The organism is Paenibacillus sp. FSL H7-0326 (genome assembly GCF_001955535.1).
Lineage (GTDB): Bacteria > Bacillota > Bacilli > Paenibacillales > Paenibacillaceae > Paenibacillus > Paenibacillus shunpengii.
This window is the reverse complement of sequence record NZ_MPVN01000003.1, coordinates 139,518-152,832: the sequence shown is the minus strand read 5'-3', so window position 1 is coordinate 152,832 and position 13,315 is coordinate 139,518. Positions and strand designations below refer to the sequence as shown.

Below are 13,315 nucleotides of genomic sequence, written 5' to 3'. Positions count from 1 at the left end.
AGGTGTATGTGGATTCACTATTTTTCTCTTCATTAATAAAGCCTGGCCTGCTCCAACCCCAGCCGTTTCCGTTCTTGTGCTGCGCGGATCGATTCGCTGTCCGCTTCCTCCGAAACTCCAACATGCCACCAGGCTCCGTATCCATGTGTCATGGTCTTTGGCAGCACCTTGACATCAATCAGGGTTGAAATCTTCTGCAGGCGAGCATCATCAATGGCAGCCTTAAGCTCTTCAATGGTACTAACCCGGTAAGTTACTGCACCATAGCCGGCTGCGCTTGCCGCATAATCTATCGCCATCAGTTTGCCGCCTAGCTGTCCGTCACTTCCCCGGTAACGAAATTCGGTTCCAATGCTGCCCATTCCATGCTCCATCTGCAGATTGTTTATACATCCAAATCCGCCGTTATCCAGCAGTATAATATTAATTTTCTTATTCTCCTGCAGGCTTGTCACAAGCTCTGAATGAAGCATTTGATAACTGCCGTCCCCGACAAGCGCGTAAACCTCGCGGTCCGGCTCAGCCAGCTTTGCTCCCAATGCACCTGCAATTTCGTATCCCATACATGAGAATCCATACTCCATATGGTAGGTGTCCGTTACGCTGCTCTCCCACATACGCTGCATGTCTCCGGGCAGGCTTCCCGCCGCACCGACTACGATGGCATCATTCGGAATACTTTCATTAACCACAGCCAGCACCCGGGTTTGAGTAAGTGTAGACCCCAGTACGGCTGCATACTCGTCAAGCTTATCATCCAAATGACCGGCAACCTCAGGCAGGAATCCTTCGACGGTATATTCAATTTCTGCTAGACGCTTTCGCTCACGCTCCCATTCCGCCTTAAGAGCGAAAATTTCGTTTTGATAGTCTGAATGGGTCCGGAATTCACGTTCTTCTAATGCAGAGGTCAGTGCATCAAGCCCCTCAGCAGCATCACATACGACAGGCAGCGCATCCAGCTTAGAAGCATGAAACGGTGAAGCGTTTAACGTAATAAATTGGACCTCCGGGTTACGAAACAGACTTTTGGAGCCCGTAGTGAAATCGGTAAAGCGAGTGCCTATTCCGATAACCAAATCCGCATCGGCAGCAAGCTTGTTTGCCGCTGCGTTGCCCGTGACACCGATACCGCCGAGATTGTAAGCATGGCTGCTCTCCACCGCGCTTTTTCCTGCCTGCGTCTCAGTGAAAGGTATTCCAAACACTTCAGCGAATGACTTCAGCTGCACTCCAGCTTCGGAATAGCGTACACCACCGCCGCTAATGATGATCGGCTTGCGCTTCTGGTTAATTAAATCTGCTGCTTCGGCTATATCACGCGGGTGAGGCAGGCGGCGTTCAATGCGGTGAATCCGCTTCTGAAAGAACGACTCTGGATATTCCCATGCTTCCCCCTGCACATCCTGCGGGAGCGACACGGCCACAGCACCCGTATCTGCCGGATCCGTCAGCACACGCATAGCGTTAAGCATAGCTGCCATCAGCTGTTCTGGACGGGATACACGATCCCAGTATTTACACACCGCCTTGAACGCATCGTTAACAGTGATTGCCGCACTATGAGTATGCTCCATTTGCTGCAGCACAGGATCAGGCTGACGTGAGGCGAAGGTATCGCTTGGCAGCAGCAATACCGGGATCTGATTGGCCGTAGCTGTTGCCGCTGCCGTCAGCATGTTGGCGGAGCCGGGACCAATCGAGGCGGTACAGGCCATAATACGTCTTCGTCTGCTTTGTTTAGCAAATGCCATAGCGGCATGCGCCATTCCCTGCTCATTACGGCCTTGATAGACGGTAAGCTCACCGGGATTCCTTTCGAGAGCCTGGCCCAAGCCAAGCACATTACCGTGGCCGAATACCGTAAAGATGCCTTGAACGAAACGCTGTGTTCCGCTGTCCGTTTCAATGTACTGATTATTCAAAAATTTGATCAGCGCCTGAGCCGTCGTCATTCTGATTTTACTCAAATTCATCCCGCCTTTCGTCCCTTATTACTGCCACCTGGCAGTGACCATTTTTTTACGGGTATAAAATTCAACACCGTCACTGCCATTCGCATGCAAATCGCCGTAAAACGAGTCTTTCCAGCCTGAGAAAGGAAAGAACGCCATCGGTGCCGGAACGCCCACATTCACGCCCAACATTCCGGAATCGATATTCTCGCGGAAATAACGCACCTTACTGCCGTCATTCGTGAAAATGCAAGCACCGTTAGCAAAACGCGAGCGATTTGCAATTTCGACTGCCTCTTCAATGTCTTTAACACGCATAATAGACAGTACTGGCGCAAACACTTCTTCCTGCCAGATTTTCATTTGCAGAGTAACCCCATCAAATAACGTCGGACCGATAAAGTACCCATCGCCTTTAACAGCCGTATCTGTGCGGCCGTCGCGCAGCAGCTCGGCACCTTCGGTAATCCCCTGTTCAATATAAGCGATAGTTCTGTCCTTATGGCTCTGGCGGATCACCGGACCAAGAAACGTACCTTCATTTAAACCATTACCGATAACTATGTCATCACATTCACGGAGCAGCTGGCTTATCAAATCATCCGCCACATCCTCCTGAACGGTTACGACGGAGCAGGCCATACAGCGTTCCCCTGCTGAACCAAACGCAGCAGAGATGATCTGTGAAGCGGTGCTGGCCAGATCTGCATCTTTTAACACAATGGAGTGGTTTTTGGCACCTGCCAAAGCCTGAACACGCTTCAAGTGGGAAGTCCCCTTCTTGTAGACATACTCCGCCACCGGCTGGGAGCCGACAAAGGAAATGGCCTTAACGTCCGGATGCTCCAGCAGCCCGTTCACCACATCATGTGCGCCGTGTACAATATTGAACACCCCTGCCGGCAGTCCAGCTTGCTCCAGCAGCTCGGCAAGTCGCGCTGCCAGCAGTGGTGTGCGTTCGGACGGCTTCAATACAAATGTATTTCCGCAGGCAATCGCGAGTGGAAACATCCAGCACGGAACCATCATGGGAAAATTAAAAGGGGTAATCCCTCCTACAACACCGACGGGGTAACGGTACATTCCTGATTCAATACCACCGGCGATATCCGGCAGCTGCCGTCCCATCATCAGTGTGGGAGCTCCGGCGGCAAATTCAACGCATTCAATGCCGCGCTGGACTTCCCCATAAGCTTCCTTATAGCTTTTTCCGTTCTCGACGGTGATCAGCTTCGCCAGCTCTTCCCAGTGATCCACCAGCAGCTGCTGGTATTTGAACAATATGCGTGCTCTTCTTGGCACGGGTGTCTTGGACCAGGCCTTGAAGGCAGCTTTTGCCTCTGCAACTGCCCGGCCCACCTCTTCCGAAGTGGATAACGGAACCTCCGCCAGTGTCTCACCCGTAGCGGGATTATAAACTGCTTCGGTTCCTGATGCTGATGCAGGAGTCCACTTTCCCCCAATATAGTTATCCAATACTTTCACTGCCTGCTTCTTCATACGACTCTCCTCCGATTCCTGATTTCGTGCATTCGGTTCTGTGATTAATCTGCTGCTTGGCTATGTCTTCGGAACTGTTTCCACAATTTCCTCATTATTCTGTATAAAATGGTCCAGCTCTTCAGCCGTAGGCATCGCGTCCGAGCAGCTGTGCCGAGAGATCACGATTGAAGCAGAAGCTGCACCTCGTTTCATGGCTTCCTCGACGCTCTCTCCTTTCATCAGTCCATATATAAACGCAGAGGCATAGGAGTCACCTGCTCCGAACGTTTTCAATACTTTCGTACGAAAAATACCACTTCGATGCGATCCTCCGTCAGCTGTATATGTGATGGATCCGCTCCCGCCGTGCTTGATGACAACAAGCTGTGCTCGATGCGAGAACCAGCGGCTCGCTGTGGACTGATCGTTAGAAACTGAATTACCGTACAGGCTTTCCATCATGTCGAACTCCTCGCGTGTTCCGATAATGCAGTCGCATTTCTCAGCAGCCAGATTGTAGTACACCGCCGTCTCGGCATTTGATTTCCAAGTATAAGGACGATAATCGAGATCAAAAAAAACTCTCGTGCCGTGCTTCACAGCAAAATCCAGTGCCAGAAACACCGCTTCACGGGAGGGGCTTTGTGCCAGAGCGGTTCCAGAAATAAGCAATATCTTCGTATTGCGAATATAGTCTTCCGAAATGTTCTCTGTACTGAGCAGCAGGTCAGCTGCATTATCACGGTACATCAATATGCTGCAATCTTGAGGACTTTTAATTTCGGTAAAAGCAAGACCTGTAACCGCGCCGGTCGTATCATCAATCACCTGGCTGTCGTCGATGCCTTCCTTGCGCAGGTAGCCTCGAATAAAACGCCCCATCTGGTCAGAGGCAAGTTTGCCGATAAAGCCGCAGCGTAAACCGAGCCTTGCCGCGCCTATCGCGATGTTAGCCGGTGAGCCGCCTACATATTTCGTAAAGGTTAATGTGTCTTCCATTGGGCGTCCTGTCTCGTTTGCGTTCAGATCGATGCATAGTCGACCGAGAGCTGCCAGATCCATCGATCTGTTGGGGTCAAACTTAAGAGGGAAGGGAGAGTGGATTGGTGTCATTTCGTGTTGATCGAAGTGGTCTAGGATCGGGCCACCATCAACATTAAAAGGCTTTCCTTTCATTGCTATTCCTCCTTAGGGATAGAAATCAACAATATATAGGGTAAGCGCTTAACCTACTATGATGCAGATTATATTCTATATGTAAGCGATTTACAATACAATTTTTGGATTAAGCGCTTCACTTAATTTTTTCTGCATCTATATTGCAAGGTGCGAAGTGTGAAGTGATAGATTCAGGAATGAAGCGTTTCATTTTAATGGAGAGTTGATATGCATAGTAAAGACCCCTGATTACTCAGGGGTCTTACTCGTGGAATCGCGAATAATAAGTTCAGGAGGCAGTGAAATCTTACGTTTTATCGCATCCGGATTGTCAATAGATTCATTCAGCAATTGCATTGCCTGCTCCGTCATGTCTCGAAGAGGCTGTGCAATACTGCTTAGAGAGGGATGGCAAATATCAGCAAGCATCGTGTTATCGAACCCGATGACGGATAGGTCTCTGGGGACGGACAAGCCGGCTTCGCTCGCCTCCTTTATTACCCCGATCGCCAGCAGGTCGTTGCATGCAAAAATAGCTGTCGGCCGTTTATCAGCCTGCTGCCCAAGCATTCGGCGGGCAACCTTGCGGCCGTTCTCCAGCGTAGCCGAGGTTTGAACCATCTGGTCTTGATGATCAAGGGAGAGCTCGTATGCCTTCAGCGCATCGATAAACCCTTGCTCTCTAAGCCTGCTTCCAGGCAAATTGTCAGAAATAATACCCAGCCTGCGATGACCGAGAGACAGAAGATATGCCGTTGCTATATAACCGCCTTTATAATCATCCACCGTTATGCTGTTGCATTCAAGCAATCGAATGTCAGCGGAGAAGAGAACAGTAGGCACCTTATCCTCAAGCAGCCGGTGAACCAGCTCGGGATTACCCGTATGGGAGGCAATGATGAGCCCATCGACACGTTTTCGCTGCAGGAGAGAGATATAGCGGGCCGCTTTGTCATCATCACGATCCGTACTGCAAATAATGAGGTCACTGCCTGTCTGCTGAGCATAATCCTCAAAGAAACGGGCAGCCTCTGCAAAGAATGGATTCGCAATGTCAGGAACCATCAGTCCAATGGTGCCCGTGCGCTGACTGGTCAGTGCTGAAGCGACCATGCTGGGCTGATAATTTAACTTCTCCATGACACTGCTGACTTTCTTCCGTGTCTTATCACTAATGCGGCCGTTATTATTCAGCACCTTCGATACAGTAGCAATGGAAACCCCCGCCTCCCTCGCTACGTCATATATGGTTGGTTTCATCCTTTTTTCGTTCACCTTTAAGATTTGTCGTCTAGTTCATGGGTTGCAAAGACGTGTTAACCTGCATGTCTGATATTATAGGAAATTTACATCGTATTGGCAAAAAAATTTGATTATGAGATCTCCTTGCTCCCAAAATAGGAAAGACCAGCACCCGCTTGGGGTGCTGGTCAGAAATGATGACACCAATAATATCCTAACCTTATTTCTTGGCCAAAAATGCATCCAGCTGCTTCTGCTTCTCCGCTATGATCTTATCGATACCCGCTGCCTTCAGCTTCTCTGCATACTTGGGAATCATTTCATTTGGATCTACGGCACCGGAGGTCAGTGCAGGCTTGAACTGCTTGTTAACATTGTTGACAGCAGCAATCTCGTTCTTGACCGGCTGGCTATTGAACGTGAATCCGAGTGCAGGCGATTTCACACCTCTGGCATTAAAGTCTTTAAATTTATCCCATTTCTCTGGATCTTCATTATCCCACAAGTAGTTTAGGAATTGGTTTCCAAGCTGCCACTGAGCACCCGGGTTATAGGTTCTGTTGTTCGGATCGGTTCCTTCAGGAAGACTGATGATGCTGTCACTGCCTTCTTTTTTCACATAATGTGTGCCTTCAATTCCAAAGTTAAGCAAATTATTGACAACCGGGTCGGAGTGCAGCAGGTTAATGACCTGCATGGCCTTCTCCGGATTCTCAGAAGTACGGGAGATGGCTAGCATGGCTCCTGAGGTATCACCTGTCGTTATGGTCGGCTGCGTCATCTCAATCTGAGTGAGCGGGAATCCGACATAGCTCTCTTCTTCCTTGTCCTTGCCCGGCTTCATCCCGTCCGTCCACATAAACACTTTACCTGCCTTGGCCTGATCTTTAGGGAAGACGGTCGAGGTTGCTGCATCACTATTAATGTAGCCGGCCTCATACCATTTGCGGGCAAGCGCTGCTGCTTCCTTGAATTCCGGTGTCTCCACCTCATTCAGCACTGTAGTTTCGGAACCCATCTTACGTATAACACCCGGAACAGAGGCGTCGCCGAGATAGTCCCAATCCAGGTTATCAAGCAGACCATTTCCTGTAGAGTTGGACATGTAGAATGGAGTCACGCCCGGTTCATTCTCTTTGATGGTCTTGAGCAGCGGTTCCAGATCTGCCCAAGTCTTCACATTGGTTATATCCAATTTGTACTTCTCCAGCAGATCCTTTCTGACGAGGACACCACGGGTCGCTGCCAGCTCCTTGTTACTCGGTACGCCATAATTCTTTCCATCGACCTGGGAGCCTTCGAGGAAGGCAGGATCCAAATTCTTGACAATTTCCTGTCCATGAGATTCCAGCAGATCATTCAGCGGCAGGAACGCGCTCTTCGCCACGTTGACTGTGTAATTCTGCCAGGCTGCCGTAAAGATAATATCCGATTTCTCCCCCGACGAGATCATGAGGTTCAGCTTGTTATCCCATTGGCCCCAATCGATGGCATTAATCTTCAGCGTTGCGCCAATCTTTGGCTCCATATACTTATTGATCTCCGCTTCTACGAGTGCAACGTCCTTCTGCGGAGTTCCCGGATAGAACAGGGAGACTTCATAAGGCTTCTCCGTTTTACCACCTGAATCTGTACCTCCGCTCGTTCCTGTATTACTGCTCACAGGCTCCGCTTCTCCTCCTCCTCCGCAAGCACTCAGCACCATGACGAAGGTTAGAATTGCAGCGAGGAATAAAGGCTTCCTCCTTGCACGTGTCCCCCGAGCCTTTCTCTGTTGATTCATCTGCATAGACCTCCCAATAATGATTTATGAAAACATAAAATCAGCCTTTTACAGCTCCTACAGTCAGACCCTTGATGAAATAACGCTGGAAGAACGGATATGCGAGCACAATTGGTCCAATCCCTACGACCGCCATAGACATCTGCAGCGTTTTGTTCGGAAGATCCAGCATTCCACCTTGTGAAGATATCTGCGAAGCAACGTTGGAATTGCTCGTTAAATACTGGATATCCAGCAAAGTACGGTACATTAAATACTGCAGACTGATCGTTTTGTTATCCGAAATAAAGATCATACTCAGATACCAGTCGTTCCAATAATTCAGCGTACTGAACAGCGCTACCGTAGCAAGTACGGGAAGTGATAACGGCAGCACAATTCTGATAAATGTCCGCAGCTCTCCTGCTCCATCCACTCTCGCAGATTCAAGAATCGAGACAGGTATGGAATTGGCGAAGAAGGTCCGCATGACGAGTACAAAAAATGGAGACATCAGCATCGGCATGATCAGAACCCATAACGTATTTTTCAGATCAAGCAGATTGACATAAACGAGATACCAAGGTACCAATCCGCCGTTAAACAGCATGGTGAAGAAGATGAAGAAGGCGAAAAAGCCTTTGTACGGCAGGTCCCGCCTCGACAGCGGATACGCATAAAATGCGGTCAACGCTACACTGATGACGGTTCCAACAACGGTTACGAAGATGGATACGCCGTAAGAGCGAACGATCTGCTCCATATCTTTGAACAAGAAATCGTAAGCGCTTATACTAAACCGCTCGGGAATGAACTTGTATCCGTTTGCGATGACTGTTGTCTCATCTGAGAGGGAAATAGACAGCACAAGCACAAGCGGCAGAATACATATAGCGGCGTAGAAGATAAAAAAGGCATGAATGACAACCTTCGATTTGCCCGATATATGCAGCGGTTTACGGGAACTCATATCAGGAACTCTCCTCCTTGACTAGAATAGTGCGTTATCTTTATCGATCCTGCGGACGATGGAATTGGACACCAATACAAGCACAAATCCAACTACAGCCTGATACAAACCTGCAGCTGACGACATGCCGATGTCTCCACCAATCAGGAACGTACGGTACACATACGTATCAAGCACGTTAGTGACCGGGAACAGCGCACCGGATTCAAGCGGTACCTGATAGAACAGCCCGAAATCTGCATAGAAAATACGTCCGATCTGAAGCAGTGTCATAACAATCATTAACGGATAGAGGAACGGCACGGTTATATACCATACCTGACTCCATTTCCCCGCTCCATCCAGTACAGCAGCCTCATAATACTCTTCATCAATGCCAATGACCGCAGCCAAATAAATAACCACATAATAGCCAATGTTCTTCCAGGTATTGACGAAAGGCAGAATGTAAGGCCAATATTCCGTCTCCGTATACCAATCAATTGGCTCCTTGCCGAATAACGGCAGGAAGCTGGTGTTCATAAATCCTGAATCTTTGCCCAGGAAGGCAAGCACCAGATAACTTACGACGATCATGGACAGGAAGTAAGGAAGCAGCATCACGGATTGATAGAACTTGGATGAGAATCTCCCCTTTACTTCACTGAGCAAGATCGCCAGGCCTGCACCAAGCACCAGATTGAGTAGAATGAATACGACGTTGTAGGCCAGTGTATTGCGTGTAATCTCCCATGCGTCAGAGGTACCGAACAAGTACTTGAAATTGTCCAGCCCCGCCCACGGACTCCCCATAATTCCATCCGCGTAGTTCACATTCTTGAAAGCAATGACAACCCCAAACATCGGCAAATAATTGTTGATCAGCAAAAATACGACACCCGGCAAAAACATAAGGTACAGCACCTTGTATTTCTTAAGGTTGTACAGTATGGTCCTTTTTTTCTTTACTGTGTGTGGCATAGCTTTACCTTCGACTCCCCCTTCTCATAAGCTTCACAGCCCCTCCTACTGCAGCGGTAGCTTTATTATAAGAAGGTGTCGGGCCTGCCGAATATCACGTCTCGTAACCCCAGGTATGTGTTTTCATGACATCCGTCATTTATGCAAAAAGAACGACCGTTCTTAAACGACCGTCCTTTGTGTTTATTGCCTTTCTATCCGCTGACTGTACTCTCTTCGATACTGCTGGGGAGTCATACCTGTATGCTTCTTAAACATCTTCGTGAAATGTTGATAATTGTAATACCCGACTTTACTTGCAATATCGGTTACTGTCGACAGGGTTGTACAGAGCAGCTCCTTCGCCTTTGCAATCCTCGCCTGCGCAATATAATCCGAAATGGACAAGCCTTTTTCTTTTTTGAAAAGCCTTGATAAATAAGCCGGATGCAGCTCTGCAAACTCAGCCAGCTCCTCCCTGCCCAAGTCCTGATCAAGCCTTCCATTAATATACAGACAGACCTTCTCAATCGCAGAATACGTATCCTCCCCTTCTGGATGGAGAAGTGCAAATGCACGTGTAATTAACTGATGCGCCCAATCTCTGAGCGTTTGGATCGAGCGTGTCACTTCTCTCTCCATAGGCTCATCTCCTGAGTATAAGCTGTGTAGAGCAATACCGTTCTTGTGCAGAAGCGAAATGATGGTGTGAAGCAGCGCGTGATAAAATGACTCCAGCAGCTCAGCGGTGAGCGAGCTCTGTTGCTGCATCCAGTCAATGAGCTCATCTGTCTTTTGCAGTACTTCTTTGATTTTTCCGGTTGCCAGCAGCACGGCGATATCTTCGATCCAAGGCAGAGGCACCAGTTCCTTCACATCTGTATGTCCTGCGCGGTCTGAGCGGAGATAATAAACATCCTCACTTCCTGCGATATGGTGCCGATGCTCCTGCATCAGCATCTTATAAGCATCGGGAAGCTTCCATATGCTTGTATAATTTCCGATACAGCATGAGATCCGGGCCGAGAGATATGTACTGCATCGGGCAATATAATCTTTGCAATGATCCAGTATTTGATGGGCAGGAAGCGGCTCCTGGAGCAGGATAAGGACATATCCCCTTTGATCTAGAATGACATGTCCCGCTGCACCGCTGAGCACAATCTCCTCTGCCGCATTGCAGAGCCCGAACTCCAGGATATCCAGGTCCTTGGCCGGGAATATTCTGAGCCACTCCTCGACTTTGAATAGAATTGGCAGTATGCTCGCACTTCCCTCAACATCTGCGTGATAGATCAGCTTCAGCTCATGAAACTGAGATTCTGTGAGCGGAGAACGGCCCGAATATAGATCCTTCCAGAATTTAGTGATTCGCTTCGTACTCCAGAATCTCTCTTCATTTAGATAATCCCTATACTGTTCTTTTAATCGAGCAAATTCATCGTCAAGACTCTTTTTCTCCATAGCACGCTTTACGGTATGGATCAGATCAGCGGATTGAATCGGCTTTAGCAAATAATCGAAGCTGTGCATCTGAATTGCCTTCTGCGCGTAAGAGAATTCAGCATGCCCTGTTAAAAAGATGGTCTCCAGCTGCGGCACTTGCTCCCGGACCCAGCTTTGGAGTGACAGCCCATCCTCCTCCGGCATTTCAATGTCACAGATCATGATATCGATCTTCTCTTGTATGAGAACCTCTCTTGCTTCGTCAGCCGACATCGCCGTATAACACCTGTCAAATCCGATATCACTCCAATCCACGGCATGCTTCATGGCTTCCAGCGCGTAATATTCATCATCCACGATGAGCAAGCTGTACATCCTTATTCTCCTCTCTCACGTTGCTGCTCTCTGTATAGTTAATCGTCAAGTATACTAAGGCTCCGCCATCAGGGCCGTTCTCAAACTGTATCCGAGGCTCGAATCCCTTGACTTTCTCAAGCCGATGCTTGACATTCCATATTCCAATGCTTCGTCCGGTTGCTTCTTCAGGATGCAGCTCTCCCTGCTGAAGCCTTACGAGTACGTCCTCGGAGAAACCCGTGCCGTTATCCTGAATTCGTATGGTCAGCTGCTGTTCATCGGGGACATAATCAAGCATAATATCCAAATGTAGTATGCTCCTCCCTTTTCGGAAGCCATGGACAATTGAATTCTCTACAAAAGGCTGTATGGTGAGCGGTGGAATCAGCATTTCTTCAATATCCGGATTCATGGTCAGCCCATATTGCAGACGTTCAGGAAAACGCAGCTTTTGAATTTCGAGATAATTTTTAATATGCAGGATTTCATCCTTGATCGTAATCAGGCTTCGATCCGCCTGCATACTGAAGCGAAAATAGCCGGCAAGATGCTCCGCCATCTTCTGAACGAGCTCATGCTTGTGAAGTGCGGCAAGACTATGAATAATGTGAAGTGAATTGAGATAAAAATGCGGATTAATCTGCATTTGAAGCTGCTTGAGCTCAGCCTCCTGTACACGAAGCTGCTCCTCGTACATGCTTATCTTCAGCTGCTGGACTTCTTCGGTCATTTGGTTAAACGTATCTGTTACAAAAGTAAATTCAGGCGAAGAGGATGGTCTTAGCTTCACACTCAGATCGCCCCTGCTGACCTTTCTCATTCCGGTTATCAGTGTATTCATCGGTTTAAACAACACCTGTCTCAAGAAGAACAATACAGAGACAAGCAGTAGAACAGCCACGACTGGGATAAACCGGATAATCTGCTGAAATACAGGCAGGTTCCGTACAATGCTCGCTTCGGGCAGCATAACGACATAATGAATGGCTCCGTCATGTGCGGGAACGTCAATTAGTAAATATCGTTCTTCGCGTTCAGAATCACCTACGATTTCGTAGAGCGAATCCTCTTCTGACTTCTCTAATTGAAATGCGGACGCAAGCTTCACCACATTGTCAGGCACCACTGTGCCGGAGAGCGCCTCCCCTTCTCCTGATAAAATAACCGATCCTCCGCCTTCGCCCCAATCCGCACGGTGTATACGCTCATTCAAGCTGTTGATCGGCACCCAGGCCCCAGCGATGAATTGCTCGTTAATACGCACCGTTTTTACGAGATGATAGGTTCCCTTGGTCTGAACAATTTCCCATTTATGTGTCGGGACTTCTGCGTCTGCCGAAGCAGCTGCAGGCATAATGGCTGAGAGAGCATTTATTTTCTCATCATACCCCCGCTGTGTAGCTAGCAGCGTATCCTTATGAACGGTATCATACAGAAACAAGCCGTCCAGGAGATCATAGAACCCGAGATCTGTCCTGAATTTATTTACGATCCTCTGCTTCGCAATCGTGTAGTCTCCACTGCCATAGGGCAGAAAAAACAACGAAATGATATCTGGATCCTGTTCCCCCAAACTATATAAGTAGCGATTGGTTTCTTTAAGGATGCGCTCGTTCTCTTCGACATTTTTGAGGACATAGTTTCGGTTGGTCAGAGATACCTGGTCGCGAACCACACTCATCGCATACACATTGTTAAAGTATAGAAACAGCACGAGCGGAGCCATAATCAAGCAAAAGCCGGTGATAAATTTAAAACGCAAGGATGATCTTGAACGGAGTTTCATCTGCTGCACTCTCCACTTTCTATAACGAATGAAAACGTTATCAACTATAGCATCTTCTCTAATTCGCTGGAATAATAAGGAATCCTTTTTCCTGTTCATCATAATTTAAGGAAAATTATGATTGAATTTCAATTGTCAATCATTCCAAGCGAATTGTCATGAAGGTTACATAACAAGTTATAGAATTACAATTTATGTGATATGAATCACAATATATT

At 48.1% G+C, this 13,315-nt stretch carries 9 protein-coding genes; all 9 read right to left on the bottom strand.

Translation table 11 applies throughout. From position 1 onward, the window contains the following. Window positions 1-32 precede the first annotated feature (32 nt). Window positions 33-1,970 (bottom strand): 3D-(3,5/4)-trihydroxycyclohexane-1,2-dione acylhydrolase (decyclizing), encoded by a 1,938-nt coding sequence (gene iolD / locus BK126_RS16630; protein WP_143757740.1) that lies wholly within the window; start codon window positions 1,968-1,970, stop codon window positions 33-35. A gap of 24 nt (window positions 1,971-1,994) precedes the next feature. After that, entirely contained in the window at window positions 1,995-3,455 is a 1,461-nt protein-coding gene (locus tag BK126_RS16625; protein WP_076313680.1) for a CoA-acylating methylmalonate-semialdehyde dehydrogenase, read from the bottom strand. Window positions 3,456-3,515: 60 nt separating this feature from the next. Next, window positions 3,516-4,550 (bottom strand): 5-dehydro-2-deoxygluconokinase, encoded by a 1,035-nt coding sequence (iolC, locus tag BK126_RS16620; protein WP_076314087.1) that lies wholly within the window; start codon window positions 4,548-4,550, stop codon window positions 3,516-3,518. Between the two features lie 294 nt (window positions 4,551-4,844). Then, the gene (locus BK126_RS16615; protein WP_076313679.1) at window positions 4,845-5,855 is read right to left on the bottom strand and encodes a LacI family DNA-binding transcriptional regulator; all 1,011 of its coding nucleotides are present in this window, start codon (window positions 5,853-5,855) and stop codon (window positions 4,845-4,847) included. A gap of 202 nt (window positions 5,856-6,057) precedes the next feature. Then, window positions 6,058-7,620: an ABC transporter substrate-binding protein gene (locus BK126_RS16610; RefSeq protein ID WP_076313678.1), complete on the bottom strand. Its 1,563-nt coding sequence runs from the start codon at window positions 7,618-7,620 to the stop codon at window positions 6,058-6,060. Window positions 7,621-7,660: 40 nt separating this feature from the next. Then, the gene (locus BK126_RS16605; RefSeq protein ID WP_076313677.1) at window positions 7,661-8,569 is read right to left on the bottom strand and encodes a carbohydrate ABC transporter permease; all 909 of its coding nucleotides are present in this window, start codon (window positions 8,567-8,569) and stop codon (window positions 7,661-7,663) included. Window positions 8,570-8,590: 21 nt separating this feature from the next. Further along, a complete protein-coding gene (locus BK126_RS16600) occupies window positions 8,591-9,529 on the bottom strand; it encodes an ABC transporter permease (protein ID WP_076313676.1) in 939 nt (312 codons plus the stop codon). A gap of 183 nt (window positions 9,530-9,712) precedes the next feature. Next, window positions 9,713-11,329, bottom strand: a complete 1,617-nt coding sequence (locus BK126_RS16595) for a response regulator transcription factor (protein WP_076313675.1) — start codon at window positions 11,327-11,329, stop codon at window positions 9,713-9,715. Continuing rightward, complete coding sequence (locus BK126_RS16590; protein ID WP_076313674.1) at window positions 11,304-13,097, bottom strand: sensor histidine kinase; 1,794 nt, start codon at window positions 13,095-13,097, stop codon at window positions 11,304-11,306. Before BK126_RS16590 ends, BK126_RS16595 begins: the two co-directional genes overlap by 26 nt. Window positions 13,098-13,315: the final 218 nt, after the last annotated feature.

What these genes read in the sequence shown, in the direction of transcription:
- BK126_RS16600 (WP_076313676.1), bottom strand. Translation starts at nt 9,529, where the DNA reads ATGCCACACACAGTAAAGAAAAAAAGGACCATACTGTACAACCTTAAG.
- BK126_RS16605 (WP_076313677.1), bottom strand. Translation starts at nt 8,569, where the DNA reads ATGAGTTCCCGTAAACCGCTGCATATATCGGGCAAATCGAAGGTTGTC.
- BK126_RS16595 (WP_076313675.1), bottom strand. Translation starts at nt 11,329, where the DNA reads ATGTACAGCTTGCTCATCGTGGATGATGAATATTACGCGCTGGAAGCC.
- BK126_RS16590 (WP_076313674.1), bottom strand. Translation starts at nt 13,097, where the DNA reads ATGAAACTCCGTTCAAGATCATCCTTGCGTTTTAAATTTATCACCGGC.
- iolC (WP_076314087.1), bottom strand. Translation starts at nt 4,550, where the DNA reads ATGACACCAATCCACTCTCCCTTCCCTCTTAAGTTTGACCCCAACAGA.
- BK126_RS16625 (WP_076313680.1), bottom strand. Translation starts at nt 3,455, where the DNA reads ATGAAGAAGCAGGCAGTGAAAGTATTGGATAACTATATTGGGGGAAAG.
- BK126_RS16615 (WP_076313679.1), bottom strand. Translation starts at nt 5,855, where the DNA reads ATGAAACCAACCATATATGACGTAGCGAGGGAGGCGGGGGTTTCCATT.
- BK126_RS16610 (WP_076313678.1), bottom strand. Translation starts at nt 7,620, where the DNA reads ATGAATCAACAGAGAAAGGCTCGGGGGACACGTGCAAGGAGGAAGCCT.